Raw genomic sequence first — 18,275 nt, forward strand, 5'->3', positions numbered from 1 at the left:
GGGGCCCGGCAGGGCCCCTGCGGCCGGGGCACCCACCGTCCCCGGGGACGCCGTGGTCCTCGACGTCCCGATCTCGACCGCTGCGGCCGAACCTACCGTCGCGGGCCGCTCCCCGCGCGGGTGCTCAGCCGCCGAGCTGGCGCACCCAGTCGGCGGGGAGGCGGTCGGCGGGCCCGGGCACGGACTGCTCCTCCGGGTGGCTGGACGGCGCCGCCAGCTCCGGGCCGTCGTACCCCTGCTGGGTCCGGTAGTCGTAGAACCAGTCCTCGCCCGGCTCGAAGCTCTGGATGACCGGGTGCCCGGTGGCCTCGGCGTGCTTGGTCGCGTGCTTGTTGAGCGAGTCGTCGCAGCAGCCCACGTGGCCGCACTGCGCGCAGCGGCGCAGGTGGAACCACCAGGACGAGCTGGCCTCGCACTCGACGCAGCCGGGGCCGCTGGGCGGGACGGAGGGGTCGATGCCGGTCGGTGTGGTCACCGGCCCAGCCTGCCAGCCGGGGCAGCCCGGGCCCACCCCCCGGACGCCGGGACCGCAGGCAGGGGGCGCGGATGGGGGGAGCAGCTCAGCCCCCGTCCCGGCTACCGACCGGCCCGGGGGCGATCTAGCGTCTGGGACGTGGACAACCGGGCCGAGATCAGAGACTTCCTGGCCACCCGCCGCGCGCGGTTGAGCCCGGCGGAGGTCGGCCTGCCCACCTCCGGCCGGCGCCGCGTCCCCGGGCTGCGCCGGGAGGAGGTCGCCGTCCTCGCCGGGGTCAGCACCGACTGGTACATCCGGCTGGAGCGCGGCCACATCGCCGAGGTGTCCGAGGACGTGCTGGCCGCCGTCGCCCGGGCGCTGCGCCTGGACGACGCCGAGCGCTCCCACCTGGACGACCTCGCCCGCGCCGCCCGGCCCACCCGCGTGCCCCGCCGCCGCGCCAGCCGGCAGGTCCGGCCCAGCGTGCAGTGGATGCTCGACGCGATGACCGGGGCGCCGGCCATCGTCCGCAGCGGCAGCATGGACCTGGTCGCGGTCAACGCCCTGGGCCGGGCGCTGTACTCACCGGTGTACGAGTTCGCCCGCGGCGGCCCGGCGAACATCGCCCGCTTCCAGTTCCTGGACCCGCGGGCGCGGGACTTCCACGCCGACTGGGCGGCCGCCGCCGACACCACCGTCGCGATCATGCGCACGGCCGCCGGGCGCGACCCGGGCAACCGGGCGATCACCGACCTGGTCGGCGAGCTGGCCACCCGGAGCGAGGAGTTCGGCGCCCGCTGGGCCGGGCACGACGTCCGGCTGCACCACGCCGGGGTCAAGACCTTCGTGCACCCGGTCGTCGGCGAGCTCGAGCTGTCCTTCGACGCCGTCGACCTGCCCTCCGACGACCTGTGGGGGCTCAACCTCACCGCCTACACCGCGCCGCCGGGCTCGCCGACCGCCGACTCGCTGGCCGTGCTGGCCAGCTGGGCGGCCACCCGGGACGGGACGGCGGCCGAGCACCGCAGCACGCCCGCCTGACCGCGTCCCGCACCGGCGGGCCTCCCCCCCCCCCCCCCCGGGGGGGCCCCGGGGGGGGGGGGGGCCCCGCCCCCCCCCCCCCGCCGGCACCGCCGTCACCGGCACCGCCGAGTGCGCCACCGGCGAGCGGGACACCGAGGTCACCGNGGGGTCGCTGGACGGGGGCGGCACCTCCGTGCCGCCCCCGTCCAGCGACCCCCGAGGAGCAGCACCGTGGAGATCTCCCGCCCGCAGCCGACCGCGAAGGGCCCGGCCGAGTGGTTCACCGGCGACGTCTACATGGACGTCGTCGTGCGCAACCCCGAGCCGTCGGCCGTCCGGATGAACCTCGTCCGGTTCATGCCCTGCGCCCGCACCGCCTGGCACTCCCACCCCCGCGGCCAGGTCCTGGTGGTCACCGACGGCGTCGGCCTGGTCCAGGCCCGCGGCGGCGAGGTGACCGTCGTCCGCCCCGGCGACGTGGTCTGGACCCCGCCGGGCGAGGAGCACTGGCACGGCGCGGCCCCCGACCACGCCATGGCGCACCAGGCGCTGTGGGAGGGCGACGAGACGGCCTGGGGCGACCAGGTCACCGACGACGAGTACGGCTACCCGGCCTGAGCCGGGAACCCACCCACACCGAGAGAGAGCGGACCACCATGCGCGCCACCGTCATGTACGCAGCCGGCGACGTCCGGGTCGAGGAGGTCCCCGACCCGGTCCTCACCGCACCCACCGACGCGGTCATCCGGGTCACCCACGCCTGCGTCTGCGGCTCCGACCTGCACCCGTACCACGACCTGCCGGACACCCCCGGGGGGCGGCGGATGGGCCACGAGGCCATCGGCGTCGTGGAGGAGGTCGGCTCCGCCGTGACCACCCTGTCCGTCGGCGACACGGTCATCGTGCCGTTCGCCTGGTCCGACGGCACCTGTGCCTTCTGCCGCGACGGGATCACCACCTCCTGCGTGCACGGCGGGTTCTTCGACGGTGCGCCGTCGGCGACGCAGGCCGAGAAGCTGCTCGTGCCGCAGGCCGACGGCACCGCGGTCGTCGTCCCGGCCGGCACCGACGAGGCGCTCATGCCCTCGCTGCTGACCCTGTCCGACGTCTACCTGACCGGCCACCACGCCGCGCACCAGGGCGGGGTGGGTCCGGGGAAGACCGTCACCGTCATCGGGGACGGCGCCGTGGGCCTGTCCGCCGTCCTCGCCTCGGCCCAGCTCGGCGCGGAGACGATCATCCTGATGGGCCGGCACACCGACCGGACCGACCTGGGCCGGGAGTTCGGCGCCACCCACGTCGTGGCAGCCCGGGGCGAGGAGGGCATCGCCGAGGTCCTCGAGATCACGGGCGGCGAGGGATCGCACGTGGTGCTGGAGGCCGTGGGCCACCTGCCGGCCTACGAGCAGGCCTACGGCGTCGTCCGGCCCGGCGGCACGATCAGCCGGGTCGGCGTCCCGCAGTACGAGGACGCCCCGGTCGGCTTCGCCAGCCTGTTCGGCAAGAACGCCACCCTCACCGGCGGGCCGGCCACGGTGCGCGCCTACCTGGAGGCGGTGCTGCCGCAGGTCCTGGACGGCACCATCGACCCGGGCCGGGTGTTCGACCGGGAGCTGCCGCTGGCCGACATCGCCGAGGGCTACCGGCTGATGGACCAGCGCCAGGCCCTGAAGGTGCTGATCCGGCCCTGAGCCACCGGCACGGACGGCGGGGGCCCGGTCCCGGGGGGATGATCCCCGGGGCCGGGCCCCTTCCGCGCTGCCCACCCTGCGAGAGGTCCCGCCCGATGCCGATGCGCCTGCCCCGTGCGGCCGGGTTCGCCGTCGCGTCGGCGGCGCTCGTGCTGGTGTTCGTCTCGGCCGGGTCGCCGATCCCGCTCTACAACACCTACCGCGCGCAGGACGGGCTCACCGACGCCGACCTGTCGGTGGTGACCGCGGTCTACCTGTCGATGGCCGCGGTGTCCCTGCTGGTGCTGGGCCGGTTGTCCGACCACCTGGGCCGGCGGGCGGTCGGCCTGGCCGCGCTGGTGTCCTCGGCCGTGGGCCTGGTGCTCCTGCTGGACGTCGACGGGGTGGGCGAGCTCGCCGCCGGGCGCGCGTTCCAGGGGCTGGCCACCGGGCTGGCCTCCAGTGCCCTGGGTGCCTACGTGGTGGACACCGCGCCGCCGCGGCGGCCGTGGCTGCCGGCGGTGGTGACCGGGGCGTCGCCGATGCTGGGCATCCCGCTGGGGGCGCTGCTGTCCGGGGCGCTGGTCGACCACGGCCCGGCTCCCCGGCAGCTCACGTTCGTCGTGGTCGGGGTGCTGCTCGCCGTGGTCGCCGTCCTGCTGGCGCTGGGGCCGGAGACCGTGCCGCCGGGGGCGGGCCGGGCCCGGGGTGCCGCGGCGTCGCTGCGGCCCCGGGTGCTGGTGCCCGCCGGTGCGCGGCGGCCGCTGCTGGCGATGGCCGGGCTGATCCTGGCGACCTGGTCGGTGGGCGGCTTCTACCAGGCGTTCGGCCCCTCGATCGCCGAGGTGGAGCTGGGCTCGACGGCGGCGCTGACGGCCGGCGCGGTGTTCGCCTCCTTCACCGTGCTCGCCTTCCTGGGCGGCCCGCTGACCGCGCGGGTGCCGGCGCACCGGGCGCTGCAGGCCGGGATGCTGGCCTACGCGGTCTGCATGGCCGGCGTCCTCTGGGCCCTGCACGCCGGGGCGACCGCGGCGTTCCTGGTCGTGAGCCTGGTCGCCGGGGTGACCCAGGGGGTGGCGCAGACCGGGGGCATGCAGACCCTGCTGGCCCGGACGGCGCCGGGGGAGCGGGCCGGCCTGCTGTCCACGGTCTTCCTGCTCAACTACAGCTGCGCGGCGGTCCCCAGCCTGGTCGCCGGCCGGCTGACCACCACGTTCAGCCTCTTCCAGATCGCCTGCGGGTACGCCGTCCTCGTCGTGGTCGGGGTCGTGGTGGCCGTCGTCCTGGTCCGCCCGGTGCCCGCGCCGCCGGGGCTCACGGCCGCAGCGGGAACGCGGTCCGCCGTCCCGCGAGGGTGAGCGCGACCGCCGCGGCGGCGAGCCCGGACATCACGACCGGCAGGGCGAGCCCGCCGGCGGCGCCGACCACCACGGCACCGAGCACGCCGGCCGCCGCGATGGCGACGTTGAAGGCCACCCCGAGCAGGGTGTTGGCCACGTCGGCGTTCGCGCCGCCGGCGATCCCGATGGCCGTCTGCAGCTGGGCGGCCGCGCCGCCGAAGGCCACGCCCCACACCACCACCGCCACGAGGACCACCGCGGTGGAACCCCGGCCGACCAGCAGCACGGCCCCGGCGAGGATGAACAGCCCGGTGCCGGCGAGCACCAGCGGGCGCAACCACCGGTCCAGCAGGACGCCGGTGACGACCAGGCCGCCGATCGCCGCGACGCCGAAGACGACCAGCACGACGTCCACCGACAGCGCGGAGCCGGCGGCGCGGAGGTAGGCCGAGACGTAGGTGTAGACGACGTTGTGCGCCAGCATCCAGGTCACGATCACGGCCAGCACCGGCGCGATGCCCGGCAGCCGCACCACCCGGGACAGCGGCAGCCGGGACTCCGGCGCCTGGCCCGGTGCGTCCGGGACGAGCACCAGGGCCAGCAGCGCGGTGAGCACCGCCAGCGCGGTGAGCGCCCCGAACGACCAGCGCCAGTCCAGCGTGCTGCCCACCCACGAGCCCAGCGGCGTGCCCAGGGCCAGGCCGACCGGGGTGCCGACCGAGGCGATCGCCAGCGCCCGGCCGGACCGCCGGGACCCGCTGATCCGGCGGGCGTAGCCGGCCGTCATGCCCCAGACCAGCCCGGAGACCGCGCCGGCGACGAAGCGGGCGACCAGGGAGACGACGACGTCGCCGGACACGGTGGTGACCGCGGTGGCCAGGGCGAACACCAGGACGGCGGCGAGGAGCAACGGCTTGCGGCGCAGTCCGCGGGTCAGCGTGACCGCGGGGATGGCCGCGACGACGGTGCCCACGGCGTAGGCGCTGACGAACTGGCCGGCGACGCCCTCGCCGACGTCCAGGCCCGCGGCGATCTGGGGCAGCAGCCCGGCGGGCATCGTCTCGGTGGCGATGAGCAGGAAGCCGGTGAGGGCCAGCACCAGCAGCGCGGCGACGGGCAGGTGGTCCGGGTCGGCGTCCACCCCCGGTCGGGCGGCGGTGGGTACGGGTCCTGCGGTCGGGCTGCGCACGGGTCCTCCGGTGGTTCGTGGCCGGTGGGCACACCACGTGCCCACCGGCCACGGAACCCGCCCGACCGACCCGGCGGCAGGGTCGGTTCATGGGGGGACCGGCAACCCCCCTCTGCTCAGAGGCTGCTGCCCGCGGCGGCGGCGTGCGGCTCGATCGCGGCGATCTCGTCGGCGGTCAGGTCCGGGCCGGCCAGCGCCTGCAGGTTGGCCTCCAACTGCGCCACCGAGCTCGCGCCGATGATCGCGGTGGTGACCCGCTCGTCGCGCAGCACCCAGCGCAGCGCGAGCTGGGCGAGGGTCTGCCCGCGGCCGGCCGCCACCTCGTTCAGTGCCCGGGCGCGCGCGGTCAGGTCGTCGGTGACGTCGTCGGCGGACAGGTAGGCGCTGCGGGTGGCCCGCGAGCCCTCCGGGACGCCGTTGAGGTACCGGTCGGTCAGCCGGCCCTGGGCCAGCGGGGAGAACACCGCGACACCGGCCCCGGCCGTCGCGGCCGCCTCCAGCACACCGCCCTCCGGGCTGCGGTCGAAGATCGAGTACCGGGGCTGGTGCAGCGTCAGCGGGGTGCCCAGGTCGGCCAGCAGCTCGGCGGACCGGGCGGTGTCCTCGGGGGAGTAGTTCGAGATGCCGACGTAGAGCGCCTTGCCGCTGCGGACGATCGCGTCCAGCGCGCCCATCGTCTCCTCGAGCGGGGTGTCGACGTCCCGGCGGTGGGAGTAGAAGACGTCGACGTAGTCCAGGCCGGTGCGGCGCAGCGACTGGTCGAGGCTGGCGACCAGGTACTTGCGGGAGCCGCCGTCGCCGTAGGGGCCCGGCCACATGTCGTAGCCGGCCTTGCTGGAGATCAGCAGCTCGTCGCGGTACGGGCGCAGGTCGCTGGCCAGGACCTGGCCGAAGGTGGTCTCGGCGGCGCCGTAGGGCGGGCCGTAGTTGTTGGCCAGGTCGATGTGGGTGACCCCGAGGTCGAATGCCCGGCGCAGGATCGCCCGCGGGGTGGCCAGCGGCCGGTCGGCGCCGAAGTTCTGCCACAGGCCCAGCGAGACGGGCGGCAGCAGCAGTCCGCTGCGGCCGGCCCGGCGATAGTCGGTCGTGGCGTAGCGGTCGGCGGCTGGGGTCCAGCCGGAGTCGGTCCGGTCCTCGGTGATCACGAGCGGTGTCCTCTCGGGACGTGCGGCGGGGGCGTCGGCTGTCGATGGTGCAGGCCCACCGCCCGGGTGCGGACGGCGGGCCTGCACCGGTTCAGCGCTCCCGTCGACCGTAGGGCGTGCCGCCGGTGATCACCGCCGCCATCGTCGCGGGCTCGAACAGCGCGGCCGGTCCCAGGTCGGGGGCGCCGGCCCGGTCCAGGCGGGCGCGGGCGTCGGCGGGCAGGTCGAGGTCGGCGGCCGCCAGGTTGGCGGTGACCTGCTCCGGCGTCCGGGCGCCGACCAGCACCGAGTCGACGCCGGGCCGGCCCAGCACCCAGGCCAGGGCGACCTGGGCCGGTGCGGCGCCGAGGTCGGCGGCGACCTCGCGGACCACCTCGACGACGGCGCGGTTGGCGGGGGTGTCCTTGCTGCTGCCGAACGGGTTCGGTCCCGACAGCCGCCCGCCGGCCGCGCCCGACCGGTACTTGCCCGACAGGAGCCCGCCGGCCAGCGGGCTCCACGGCACGATGCCCAGGCCGAGCTCCCGGGCCGCGCGGACGTGCTCGACCTCGATCGTCCGGGCCACCAGGGAGTACTCCAGCTGGAGCGCGACCGGTCCGGGCGCGCCGTGCGCGGCGGCCAGGGTGGCCACCTGGGTGGCGAACCAGGAGGGGACGTCGGACAGGCCCCAGTGCGCGACCTTCCCGGCCCGGACCAGGTCGACCATGGTGGACAGCACCTCCTCGGCGGGGGTGACGTCGTCCCAGACGTGCAGCCAGAACAGGTCGACCGAGTCGGTCCCCAGCCGGCGCAGCGACCCCTCGAGCGACCGGACGGCGTTCTTCCGGCCGGCGCCGCCGGTCAGCGGGCCGCCGCCGGTGTTGAAGCCGTACTTGGTGGCCAGCACGACCCGGTCGCGGATCCCGCGGGCGGCGATCAACCTGCCCAGGATCTCCTCGCTGCGGCCGCCGGAGTAGACGTCGGCGGTGTCCACGGCGGTGCCGCCGGCGTCCAGGTAGCGGTCCAGGACCGCACCGGAGGTGGCCTCGTCGGAGCCCCAGGCGTCGTTGCCGATCGTCATGGCGCCGAGGGTGAACGGGCTGACCAGCAGCCCGGAGCGGCCCAGGGTGCGGAGCGGGGTGCGCACCGGGTCAGCCCAGCCGGGTGGTGGAGATGCCGCCGTCGACGTCCACGGTGGTGCCGTGCACGAACGCGGCCTCGTCGGAGACCAGCCACCGGACGGCGAGCGCGACGTCGACCGGGCGCACGGGGCGGCCGGCGACGGTGGACGCGGTCATCTGGTCGAGCACGGCGGCGGCCTCGGCGTTGCCGGGGGTGGCCGTGACGCCGGGGGCGACGGTGTTCACCCGGACCCCGCGCGGGCCGTACTCGGCCGCCCACGACCGGGTCAGCTGCTCCAGCGCCGCCTTGGTGGCGGTGTACATCGCGCCGAACGGGCTGCCGACCCGGGCCATCCAGGAGCCGATGTCGACCACGACGCCGTCCCCGCGGTCGGCCATGGCCGGGGCGAGCGCGCCGACCAGCACGTGCGGGGCACGGACGTTGACCGCCAGCATCGACTCGAGGTCGTCGTCGGCGAGGTCCTCGGTGGCCGAGACCGGGTAGACCCCGGCGTTGTTCACCAGCACGTCGAGCCGGCCACCGGCCAGCTCGACCGCCCGGGCCGCGGTGGCCCGCAGCTGCGCGGGCGGGGCGGCCAGGTCGGCCACGAGGGTGTGGGCGGTGCCGCCGGCGGCGGCGATCGCGGCGGTGACGGCGTCGGCGCGGGCGGCGTCGCGCCCGCTGACCAGCACGGTGGCGCCGGAGGCGGCGAGGACGTGGGCGACGGCCTCGCCGATGCCGCTGGTGGAGCCGGTGACCCAGGCGGTGCGCCCGGCCAGCCGGTCGTCGCGGGGGAGGGTGGACAGGACGTCATGATTGGACCGCATGGTCCAGTTGTAGCAGGGAGTGGACCGAACGGTCCAGCGGGGTACGGTGGGCGCATGGCGGAGTTGACCGAGCGGGGCCGGCGCACCCGGCAGCGCATCGTCGAGGAGACCGGCCGGCAGATCCTGGCCGCGGGCATCGGCGGCACCAGCCTGGACGACGTCCGCGCCGCCACGCTGACCAGCAAGTCCCAGCTGTTCCACTACTTCCCCGGCGGCAAGTCCGAGCTGGTGCGGGCGGTCGCCGAGTGGGAGGGCGCCGAGCTGCTGGCCGCCCAGGAGCCGCACGTGCACGACCTGTCCACCCGCGCCTCCTGGGAGGCCTGGCGGTCGGCGCTGGTCGACTACTACATCGGCCAGGGCCGGTGGGCCTGCCCGATCGGCTCGCTGGCCACCGAGGCCGCGGCGCGGGACCCCGAGCTGGCGGCCACCGTGGCCGGCGCGTTCGGCGCCTGGGCGGACCTGCTGGCCGCGGGGGTGCGGCGGATGCAGGAGGGCGGCTCGGTCCCTGCCGACGCCGACCCCCGGCGGATCGCGGCCTCGATCCTGTCGGCCATCCAGGGTGGGCTGGTGCTCAGCCAGCCGCTGCACGACCCCTGGCCGCTGGAGGCCGCGCTGGACCAGGCGCTGCACGCGCTGGACGCACCGGCCCGATCCGGATCGTGACCTGACCGACACCTGTGCGGTACCTGTGCGCGCCTAGCTTCGCCCCATGACCACACCCGACGTCGCGGAGAGCCCGGGTCGCAGCGAGCTCAAGCGCTCGATCACCGCCAAGCAGCTGTACTTCTACGTGGTCGGCGACGTCCTCGGCTCGGGCATCTACGTGCTCATCGGTCTGGTCGCGGCGGCTGTCGGCGGGGCGTTCTGGATGGCGTTCCTGGCCGGCGTCACGGTGGCCACCGTGACCGGCCTCGCCTACGCCGAGCTGGTCACCAAGTACCCGCAGGCCGCGGGCGCATCGCTCTACGTGAACAAGGCCTTCGGCAAGCCCGTCCTGACCTTCTTCATCACGATCTGCATGCTCTCGGCCAACATGGCCGCGGTGGGCTCGCTGGCCGCGGGCTTCGTCCGGTACTTCGCCGGGGTGGTCGGGATGAGCGAGGACACCGTCGTGCCGGCGCTGCTCATCGCGCTGGCCTTCGTCGCCGTGATCACGCTGGTGAACCTGATCGGCATCACCGAGTCGGTGGTGGCCAACGTGGTCATGACGTTCATCGAGCTCAGCGGGCTGCTGATCATCGTGGTCATCGGGGTGATCGCGGTGTTCCAGGGCATCGGGGACCCCGCGGTGCTCGTGGAGTTCAGCGGCGAGGGCAGCAAGGCCATCGCGGTGGTCGCCGGGGTCTCGCTCGCCTTCTTCGCCATGACCGGGTTCGAGAACGCCGCCAACGTCGCCGAGGAGACCATCGACCCGTCCCGGTCCTTCCCGCGGGCGCTCATCGGCGGCATGGTGACCGCCGGTGGTGTCTACGTCCTGGTGTCGATCGCCGCGGCCCTCGCGGTGCCGGTCGACGTGCTGGCCGGCAACACGCTGCTGGAGGTGATCCGGGCGGACCTGCTGCCGATCCCGGCGAGCGTCATGCTGGTGGTGTTCGGGCTGATCGCCATGGTCGCGATCAGCAACACCGCACTGGTCACCGTCGTGGCCCAGTCCCGGATCCTGTACGGGATGGCCCGGGAGGACGTCGTCCCGGCGGTGTTCGAGAAGGTGCACCCCACCCGCCGCAGCCCCTACGTCGCGCTGCTGTTCGGCGCCGCGGTGGTCGGCGCGCTGCTGGTCATCGGCGCCGTGCTGCAGCTCAGCGGCTCCGACCTCGACGTCGTCGACCGGTTGGCCACGATCACCGTGGTCTTCCTGCTCTTCATCTACGCGCTGGTCATCGTCGCGTGCCTCAAGCTGCGTGGCAGCGACGAGACCGCGGACACCTACCGGGCGAGCACGCCCCTGCTCGTGCTGGGCGTCGTCGGCAACCTCCTCGTGCTCGTCTACACGCTCTACGACGACCCGGGTGCCCTGCTGTGGGTGGCCGGGCTGCTCGCGCTCGGCGTGGTCCTCCTCCTGGCCCAGCGCGCGTCGAGGAAGCGGTCCTCGACCACCCCGTCCACCCCGAAGGAGCACTGACCGTGCACGTCATCGTCGCCACCGACGGGTCGCAGGCGTCCCTGGCCGCGGCCCGGCAGTTCCAGTGGATAGCCGACTCCAGGGAGATCACCCACGTCACCGTGGTGGCCGTCGTCAGCCCCTACGCGGCCGTGCCGTTCGCCAACGAGCTCACCGAGCGGCGCAACGCCGAACCCACCGACTTCAGCTTCCAGGACGACGCCGCGGCGGCCGTCGACCACGTCGCCGCGGTCTTCGACGGCTGGGGCCCGACGATCCACACGCAGGTGCGCAGCGGCTCCCCGGCAGCCGAGATCATCCGCGCGGCCGTGGACACCGACGCCGGCCTGATCTCGCTGGCCTCGGGCAGCCGGGGCCTCACCGCCACGATCCTGCTGGGGACGACGGCCGCACGCGTCCAGCACTCGGCGCCGTGCCCGGTGCTGGTGTGCCGGCCCACGGCGGGGTCCGGAGGACGGTGACGGCCGGTGTGCCCGGCGAGGAGGACGGGCAGGACGGGTTCGCGCGTACTTTCCGGGCATGACCTCTGCACCCACCCTGACGCCGGAGCTCGAGCGGATCCTGGACTCGGTCCCGGCTGTCCCGGTCGCGACCGACGCCCTCCGGTACTCCTGCGGTGACGCCGAGCTCGAGGGCTACCTCGCCGCGCCGGCCGACGCCGCGGGGCCGCGCCCGGCGGTCCTGGTGCTGCACGACTGGGCCGGGATGACCGACCACGTCCGGGTGCGGGCGCAGATGCTGGCCCGGCTGGGCTACGTCGCGCTGGCCGGGGACGTCTTCGGCGTCGACGAGCAGCCCGCGTCGCCCGAGGAGTCGGCCGCCCTGGCCGGCCGGTACTACGGCGACGTCGAGCTCTTCCGCGCCCGGGTGCTGGCCAACCTGGACGCCCTGCGCGCCGACCCGCGGGTGGACACCGCGCGGATCGCCGTCATGGGCTACTGCTTCGGCGGCAGCGGTGCATTGGAGGCCGCCCGGGCCGGTGCCGACGTCCGCGGGGTGGTGTCCTTCCACGGCGGCCTGGGCACCGGCGCGCCCGCCGAGGCGGGGAGCGTGACCGCGTCCGTGCTGGTGCTCACCGGGGCCGACGACCCGATGGTGCCGGTCTCCGCGGTCGCGGAGTTCCAGGACGAGGTGCGCGGCGCCGGTGCCCCGGACTGGCAGGTGGTCAGCTACAGCGACGCGCTGCACGCCTTCGCCGTCCCCGGCGCGGATGCTCCCGAGCACGGCGTGGCCTACCAGGAGACCGCCGACCGGCGCTCCTGGGTGGCCCCGCCCGGCCCGGGGGCACCCCCGCCTCCTTTTCACATCTGAGGCGGCCCCCGACAATCCTTGCGTAGTACTGGCCGGGCGGCGCGCGCATCACAAAAAAAACAGCACACACGATACACACCGACTCCACATTCCTACATCAGACCTACGATCNCCCGATCCCAGGAGGTACCCCGTGCCCGCACCCCGTCGCGCCCTCGTCGTCATCGACGTCCAGCAGCAGTACTTCGGCGGCCCGCTGGAGGTGCAGCACCCGCCGCACGCCGAGTCGCTGCCGCGCATCGCCGCGGCGATCGACGCCGCGACGGCGGCCGGGGTCCCGGTCGCCGTCCTGCAGCACACCTCGGGGGAGGGCGCCCCGGTGTTCGACCCGACCACCCCGGAGTGGCAGCTGCACCCCGAGGTCGAGCAGCGGGTGCCGGCCGGGGCGTTCCGCTCCGAGAAGCAGTTCGGCACCGTCTTCGCCGGCACCGGGCTGCGCGACTGGCTGCGGGAGCGCGACGTCGACACGATCGCGCTGGTCGGCTTCATGACCAACAACTGCGTGCTCGTCTCGGCCGCCGAGGCCGAGACGCACGGGCTGGCCGTCGAGGTGCTCTCCGACGCCACCGGCGCGATCGCGCTGAGCAACGAGGCCGGCTCGGTCGACGCGCGGACGCTGCACACCACGCTGATGGCGCTGCTGCACTCGAACTGGGCCGCGGTCACCGACACCGACGGCTGGGTGCAGGCCGTGGGGTCCGGTGCCCCGCTGGCCGGGTCGAACCTGGTGGTCTCGGCCACCCAGGGCGCGGCCCGCTGACCGGGTCGGGCCCGGCCGCGGCGGTCAGCCGACCAGCAGCTGCAGCCGGGTCCGGATCCCGGTGAGGACGTCGGCGGTGCTGTCCTCCGGGCCGGCCGTCGCCATGCCGAGGAACAGGACAGCGGTGACGACCGAGGCCCGGACCGCAGCGGAGTCCGGGTCCTCGCCGGCCCGGGTGAGCACCTCGGCCACCGCGACCTCGGCCTGCCCGGCAAGCTCCAGCGCGGCCCGGTGGTGTGGCTCCGCCGGGTCGCCGAACACCAGCTCGCGCAGGTAGGTGCGGCCGTTGTCGACCTGCTTCCGGTTGCAGGCGACCGTCTCGCCGACCAACGCCATGACGGCGTCCAACGGGGTGGCGGCCGCCTCGGCGGCGGCCCGGCCGCGCTCCAGCGCCTCGACGTAGCGGGAGTTCTGCACCAGCAGCAGCAGCTCGGCCTTGGTCCGCGCGTGGAAGAACAGCGTGCCGATCGCGACGTCGGCGCGGTCGGCGATCTGCTGCGTGGTGACCTCGTCGGCGCCGTGCTCCTCGAACAGCTCGCGGGCCGCGGCGGTGATCCGGGCCAGCTTGTCCTGCTTGTTGCGCTCGCGGCGGCCTGTCGGCGTCGTCATCGGCGGGTCGCGCACCTCTCTGCTCGGGACGCCGCGTGCGGTCCGGCGCCCGTGGCCATGGTGGCCCCCCGGGGTGCCGCGTCTGCACACCCCCCGGTGCGGCTCAGCCCCGGCCCAGGAACTCGACGGCGACGGGCGCGAACTGCTCGTGGAACTGGAAGATCCCGCCGTGGCCGGAGCCGGGGTAGACGACCAGCTCGCTGCCCGGGATGCGCCGGTGCAGGTCCTGCGACAGCACCGAGGGCACCATCCGGTCGTGGTCGCCGTTGGCGATCAGCGTCGGCTGCGTGAATGCGGCGAGGTTCGAGGGCGCCGAACGGCCGTAGCGCTTGATGGCCTGCAGCTGGGTCAGGAACGCCAGTGGCTTGATGTTGGCGTCCCGGCCGACGGTGCGCTCCTGCAGTCGGCGCACGAACGCCTTGGCGGCGGCCTTGCCGGCGGCGTCGCGCTCGAAGAAGAGGAACTCCTTGGGGTCCGAGCGGGTCAGCGTGGCCCGGGCGATGTCGTAGAACGTCGTCCGGGCGACCTTGTCCATGTCCTTCCCCCCGCGTGGGCCGGTGCCGGTCAGCACCAGGCGGCGGACCAGCTCGGGGTGGGCGACGACGAGGTCCTGGGCGACCATGCCGCCCAGGGAGAAGGCGAACACGTCGACCTGCTCGTGGCCCAGGGCGCGGAGGAAGGTGTGCGCGTCGGCGGCCATCTCCTCGACCGTGCCGGGCACCTTGCCGGTGGACCCGCCGACGCCGCGGTTGTCGAAGGTGATCACGTGCCGGCCGGCGGCGACGGGATTGACGATCCGCGGGTCCCAGTTGTCCAGCGTGGCGGCCAGGTGCACGAAGAACACGACCGGGACGCCGCCGCGCGGGCCCAGCTCGCGGTACGCGAACGTCACGCCGTCCGCGGTGACGGTGCGCTGCGGGGCGAGGGCGTAGCTGGTGACGACGTCCGGGGTCGAGCTCATGCGGGCACTCCAGGATTGCGGTTACTGAGTGAACTCATTGTTGAGTACGCTCAGCGAACGAGCAAGGCGCCGCCACCGAGAGGACTCCCGTGAAGGCTTGGCAGATCGATGCGTACAGGGGCCCGCTGCACCTGGCCGACGTCCCCGAGCCCGTCCTCGAACCGCACGACGTGCTGGTCGAGGTGCACGCCGCGGCCCTGAACGTCGCCGACCTCATGGTCGGCCGGGGCGAGTTCAAGGCCTTCCTCCCGGCCCCCGTGCCGCTGACCTACGGCCAGGACCTGGCCGGTGTGGTGACCGCCGTCGGCCCCGCCGTCACCCGGTTCGCCGTGGGCGACGAGGTGTTCGGCTGCCTGGACGTCGCCCGGCCCGGCGGCACGATGACCGAGCGGGTCGCCGTCGCCGAGTCCGACCTGGCGCGCACGCCGGCCGGCCTGTCGATGGTCGAGGCCGCCTCGCTGCCGCTGGTCTCGCTCACCGCCTGGCAGGTGCTGGTCGAGCGCGCGCACGTCCGGCCGGGCCAGCGGGTGCTGGTGCACGCCGGTTCCGGGGGGCTGGGCAGCGTCGCCGTCCAGATCGCCAAGCACCTGGGCGCGACCGTCGCCACCACGACCGGGACGTCGAACGTCGAGTGGGTCCGCGCGCTGGGCGCCGACCAGGTCGTCGACCACCGCACGCAGGACTTCGCCGAGCTGGTGCACGACCAGGACCTGGTCCTGGACGGCCTGGGCGGGGAGGTGCTGGACAAGTCGTTCGGCGTGCTGCGCCGCGGCGGGCAGGTCGTCGGCGTCAAGGGCCCGCCCGACCGGGCGTTCGCCAAGTCCCTCGGCCTCAGCCCGGTCCTGCAGACGGTGATGGGCGTGCTCTCGCTGCGCACCAACCGGCGCGCGAGGAAGGCCGGGGTGCGCTACTCGTTTCTCTTCATGCACTCCTCGGGCGCGCAGCTCGAGCAGATCGCCGCGCTCGTGGACGACGGCGTCCTGCGGCCGGTGGTCGACCGGGTCTACCCGTTCGCCGAGACCGACCAGGCCTACGCGCACCTGGCCACCGGCCGGGCCAAGGGCAAGGTGGTCGTCAGCGTGCGCTCACGCGCCGGGTCAGGCGGGTTCGGGGACCCCGTCGGGGTCCCCGCCCGGGCCCTCGGGGCTCGGCTCGACCGGCGCCGGGGGCAGCGGCTCCGGGGCGTCGGGCAGCAGCTCGCCCGGGTCGTCGGGGACGGGCTCGGTGGGGTCCAGCAGCGGTCCGGGCACGGTGTCGTCCATGACCGCGAGTGAACCAGGCCACCCCGGACCCCACCTCCGACCGTTAGCGTTCGACCATGACGAGCACCCCGGCAGGCTTCGGACCCGGCGGCCGCGGGGTGTGGTGCTCCGACGCCTCACCCGGCACCGTCCGCCGGCTGGGCCAGGCCGGCTTCGACTGGGTCTGCTTGGACATGCAGCACGGCACCTACGGCCGCGCCGAGCTGCTCGAGGTGGCTCGGCTGTGGCACGGGACGCCGGCCGACCTCGTCGTCCGGGTGCCCTCGGCGGAGTTCACCGGGATCGGCCTGGCGCTGGACGCCGGGGCGGCGGCCGTCGTCGTGCCGCAGGTCGACTCCCCCGAGCAGGCCCGCGCGGCCGTCGAGGCGGCGAGCTACCCGCCGCTGGGCCGGCGCAGCGCGGGCCAGTTGACCCCGACCTGGGGCGAGCCGGCCACCGACCTCGGGACGACGAACGACCAGGTCGTGTGCGCGGTGATGATCGAGTCCGCCGCCGCCCTGGACCGGGTCGAGGAGATCGCCGCGGTCGAGGGCGTGGGGCTGCTGTTCATCGGCCCCAACGACCTCGCGCTGACCCTGGGCAGCACGGTCGACGGCCTGCTGGACGACCGGACGGCGGACTCCGCGCTGGACCGGATCACCGCCGCCGGCCGGGCGGCCGGCGTCCCCGTCGGCGCGTACGGCGGGGACCCGGCGACCGCGGCCCGGTTCGCCGCCCGCGGCATCGACTGCCTCGCCGTGGCGACGGACCTGTGGGTCACCGCGACCGGGGCGGCCCAGGCGCTGCGCTGAACCCCGTTGCACCGGCGGGGTCGGCAGGGCCACGATCGGCCCCGCCGACCGGAGGTGCGCACATGGCGACGGACCCGCCGACGATCCACGACTGGGCGGGCGGCCGTCCCGCCCTCGAGCGCTGGCTCGGTCGCTTCTACGACCTGGTCGAGGACGACGACCTGCTGGCGCCGGTCTTCGGCGGGCGGGTCTCCGCGCAGCACCGCCGCGACGTCACCACCTGGTGGTGCGAGGTGATGGGCGGACCGGGCGACTACACCGCCGCCCTGGGCGGGTACGAGCGGATGCTCGCCCACCACCGCGGCCTGCAGATCTCCCCGGAGCAGCGGCTGCGGTTCGTCACGCTGCTCTCCCGCGCCGCCGACGCCGAGCTGCCCGACGACCCGGAGCTGCGGGCCGCGCTGATGGGCTACGCCGAGTGGGGCACCCGGCTGGCGGTGCAGAACTCGGCCGTGGACGCCGCCGTGGTCGAGCACGCCCCGGTGCCCCGCTGGGGCTGGGGCGTCGCGCCGCCCTACCGGCCCGGCGTCTGACGGCGGAGCGAGCGGGCCACCCCGGCCAGCAGCGTGCGCCTGCCCGACGGCGGCAGCGCGGCGGCGACCCGGAGCATCGCGGCCGCCACGGCGGTGGGGGAGCTGCCGACGTCCAGGTAGGCCGCCCAGGCCCGCTGCGGCAGGGTGAAGAACGCGGCGAAGAAGGCGTCGGTCTGCGCCTCGTCGAGGCCGAGCAGCACCTCGCGGCCCAGGCCGAGCAGCGCGAGGGTGGCCCGGCGGCGACGGGAGCGCACCAGGGCCTGCACCTCGGCCGGACCCGCACCGCGGACGACGGCGTCGGCGACCACCGGGCCCAGCCGCAGCGACGTCGCGACGCTGTAGCCGGTGGCCGGGTGGACCAGCCCGGCCGCGGCGCCGACCGGTGCCGCGCCGGAGCGGGTGGCCGGGGCGTCCAGCACGATGGCCACCTTCTCGGGGTCGCCGACGGTCCGCAGACCGCGCTGCGCCAGGTAGGCGTGCAGCCGGTCACGCAGCTGGGGGAGCGGCACCGGCGGGCGGGCGGCCAGGGAGGTGGCTTCCAGCAGCACGGTGCCGTCGTCCAGGCCCATGCCGTAGAGGAACGCCGGCGCCTGTCGGCGGGCCGGGTCGCGCAGCGCCGCCCAGTCCATGAGCAGCGCGCCGTCGCCGGGGACGACGTCGGGCACCGGTCCCTCGACCTGCACCCCCCAGGCGCGCTGCTGGGCGGTGCCCGGTCCGCTCCCGCGGGCGTCCACGACGACCCCGCCGGTCAGCTCGGTGCCGTCGGCGAGGACGGCGGTGCGCCCCGCCCGGACCTCCTCGACGGTCCCGGTGCGGACCTCGCCCACCCGGTCCAGCAGCGTCGCGTGCACCCGGGCGTTGTCCAGCCGCGCATAGGCCCGGCCGACGTCGTGGTCGCCGGCGCCGGTGCGGACCAGGGTGGTCGGGTAGCGCGTGCCGGCCGGGGTGCCGCCGAGGAGCGCGGTCTCCGCCTCGGCCAGCTCGTCGGCCCACAGCCCGTAGGTCTGCGTCCACGGCCGCAGCGCCGGGGCGACCACGACCACCGACAGTCCCCGGCCCGCGCAGGCGGCCGCGACGGCGAGCCCGGCCGGCCCGGCCCCCGCGACGACGACGTCCCAGCGCGCGGACGACGTCATGCCGTGAGCCAACCAGGCCGCCGCGCGGTCGGCCTCTT

General features: G+C 75.4%; 20 protein-coding genes. 12 read left to right on the forward strand and 8 right to left on the reverse strand.

Translation table 11 applies throughout. The features are described 5' to 3' along the window. Positions 1–124 precede the first annotated feature (124 nt). Entirely contained in the window at positions 125–475 is a 351-nt protein-coding gene (locus LFA75_RS21570; protein ID WP_225235633.1) for a UBP-type zinc finger domain-containing protein, read from the reverse strand. A 138-nt stretch (positions 476–613) separates the two neighbouring features. Between LFA75_RS21570 and LFA75_RS21575 the strand changes: the two genes are divergently transcribed. The 4 genes from LFA75_RS21575 to LFA75_RS21590 all read left to right on the forward strand — a co-directional run bounded on the left by LFA75_RS21575 (position 614) and on the right by LFA75_RS21590 (position 4,508). Next, positions 614–1,498: a helix-turn-helix transcriptional regulator gene (locus LFA75_RS21575; protein WP_225235634.1), complete on the forward strand. Its 885-nt coding sequence runs from the start codon at positions 614–616 to the stop codon at positions 1,496–1,498. Positions 1,499–1,711: 213 nt separating this feature from the next. Next, entirely contained in the window at positions 1,712–2,098 is a 387-nt protein-coding gene (locus LFA75_RS21580) for a (R)-mandelonitrile lyase (RefSeq protein WP_225235635.1), read from the forward strand. Between the two features lie 38 nt (positions 2,099–2,136). After that, on the forward strand, positions 2,137–3,171 hold the full coding sequence (locus LFA75_RS21585) for a zinc-binding dehydrogenase (protein WP_225235636.1): 1,035 nt from the start codon (positions 2,137–2,139) through the stop codon (positions 3,169–3,171). 95 nt (positions 3,172–3,266) lie between these two features. Next, on the forward strand, positions 3,267–4,508 hold the full coding sequence (locus tag LFA75_RS21590; RefSeq protein ID WP_225235637.1) for an MFS transporter: 1,242 nt from the start codon (positions 3,267–3,269) through the stop codon (positions 4,506–4,508). Here the strand turns inward: LFA75_RS21590 and LFA75_RS21595 are convergent. The 4 genes from LFA75_RS21595 to LFA75_RS21610 form a co-directional block, all read right to left on the reverse strand. Continuing rightward, positions 4,465–5,679, reverse strand: a complete 1,215-nt coding sequence (locus tag LFA75_RS21595; RefSeq protein ID WP_225235638.1) for an MFS transporter — start codon at positions 5,677–5,679, stop codon at positions 4,465–4,467. The genes LFA75_RS21590 and LFA75_RS21595 overlap by 44 nt on opposite strands. A gap of 116 nt (positions 5,680–5,795) precedes the next feature. Continuing rightward, positions 5,796–6,824: an aldo/keto reductase gene (locus LFA75_RS21600; RefSeq protein ID WP_318250048.1), complete on the reverse strand. Its 1,029-nt coding sequence runs from the start codon at positions 6,822–6,824 to the stop codon at positions 5,796–5,798. Between the two features lie 91 nt (positions 6,825–6,915). Continuing rightward, on the reverse strand, positions 6,916–7,950 hold the full coding sequence (locus LFA75_RS21605; RefSeq protein WP_225235639.1) for an aldo/keto reductase: 1,035 nt from the start codon (positions 7,948–7,950) through the stop codon (positions 6,916–6,918). Positions 7,951–7,954: 4 nt separating this feature from the next. Next, positions 7,955–8,752, reverse strand: coding sequence for an SDR family NAD(P)-dependent oxidoreductase (locus tag LFA75_RS21610; protein ID WP_225235640.1), 798 nt, complete (start codon positions 8,750–8,752; stop codon positions 7,955–7,957). Positions 8,753–8,806: 54 nt separating this feature from the next. Between LFA75_RS21610 and LFA75_RS21615 the strand changes: the two genes are divergently transcribed. The 5 genes from LFA75_RS21615 to LFA75_RS21635 all read left to right on the forward strand — a co-directional run bounded on the left by LFA75_RS21615 (position 8,807) and on the right by LFA75_RS21635 (position 12,945). Further along, a complete protein-coding gene (locus LFA75_RS21615) occupies positions 8,807–9,415 on the forward strand; it encodes a TetR/AcrR family transcriptional regulator (protein WP_225235641.1) in 609 nt (202 codons plus the stop codon). A 46-nt stretch (positions 9,416–9,461) separates the two neighbouring features. Beyond that, positions 9,462–10,874: an APC family permease gene (locus LFA75_RS21620; protein WP_225235642.1), complete on the forward strand. Its 1,413-nt coding sequence runs from the start codon at positions 9,462–9,464 to the stop codon at positions 10,872–10,874. Between the two features lie 2 nt (positions 10,875–10,876). Further along, positions 10,877–11,335 (forward strand): universal stress protein, encoded by a 459-nt coding sequence (locus tag LFA75_RS21625; protein WP_225235643.1) that lies wholly within the window; start codon positions 10,877–10,879, stop codon positions 11,333–11,335. A gap of 58 nt (positions 11,336–11,393) precedes the next feature. Beyond that, positions 11,394–12,185: a dienelactone hydrolase family protein gene (locus LFA75_RS21630; RefSeq protein WP_225235644.1), complete on the forward strand. Its 792-nt coding sequence runs from the start codon at positions 11,394–11,396 to the stop codon at positions 12,183–12,185. A 133-nt stretch (positions 12,186–12,318) separates the two neighbouring features. Next, a complete protein-coding gene (locus LFA75_RS21635) occupies positions 12,319–12,945 on the forward strand; it encodes an isochorismatase family protein (RefSeq protein ID WP_225235645.1) in 627 nt (208 codons plus the stop codon). A 24-nt stretch (positions 12,946–12,969) separates the two neighbouring features. Here the strand turns inward: LFA75_RS21635 and LFA75_RS21640 are convergent, their stop codons facing one another. Beyond that, a complete protein-coding gene (locus LFA75_RS21640) occupies positions 12,970–13,554 on the reverse strand; it encodes a TetR/AcrR family transcriptional regulator (RefSeq protein ID WP_225235646.1) in 585 nt (194 codons plus the stop codon). 103 nt (positions 13,555–13,657) lie between these two features. Next, a complete protein-coding gene (locus LFA75_RS21645; protein ID WP_225235647.1) occupies positions 13,658–14,515 on the reverse strand; it encodes an alpha/beta fold hydrolase in 858 nt (285 codons plus the stop codon). A gap of 89 nt (positions 14,516–14,604) precedes the next feature. Here LFA75_RS21645 and LFA75_RS21650 point away from each other — a divergent pair, with 89 nt between their 5' ends. The 3 genes from LFA75_RS21650 to LFA75_RS21660 all read left to right on the forward strand — a co-directional run bounded on the left by LFA75_RS21650 (position 14,605) and on the right by LFA75_RS21660 (position 17,101). Beyond that, entirely contained in the window at positions 14,605–15,789 is a 1,185-nt protein-coding gene (locus LFA75_RS21650; protein WP_225235648.1) for an NADP-dependent oxidoreductase, read from the forward strand. A gap of 44 nt (positions 15,790–15,833) precedes the next feature. Next, complete coding sequence (locus LFA75_RS21655; protein WP_225235649.1) at positions 15,834–16,568, forward strand: HpcH/HpaI aldolase family protein; 735 nt, start codon at positions 15,834–15,836, stop codon at positions 16,566–16,568. A gap of 62 nt (positions 16,569–16,630) precedes the next feature. Then, positions 16,631–17,101: a group II truncated hemoglobin gene (locus tag LFA75_RS21660; RefSeq protein WP_225235650.1), complete on the forward strand. Its 471-nt coding sequence runs from the start codon at positions 16,631–16,633 to the stop codon at positions 17,099–17,101. Here the strand turns inward: LFA75_RS21660 and LFA75_RS21665 are convergent. After that, positions 17,083–18,237, reverse strand: a complete 1,155-nt coding sequence (locus LFA75_RS21665) for a lycopene cyclase family protein (RefSeq protein ID WP_225235651.1) — start codon at positions 18,235–18,237, stop codon at positions 17,083–17,085. The genes LFA75_RS21660 and LFA75_RS21665 overlap by 19 nt on opposite strands. Between the last annotated feature and the right edge of the window lie 38 nt (positions 18,238–18,275).

The sequence above is a fragment of the Klenkia terrae genome, assembly GCF_900491935.1.
GTDB lineage: Bacteria > Actinomycetota > Actinomycetes > Mycobacteriales > Geodermatophilaceae > Klenkia > Klenkia terrae.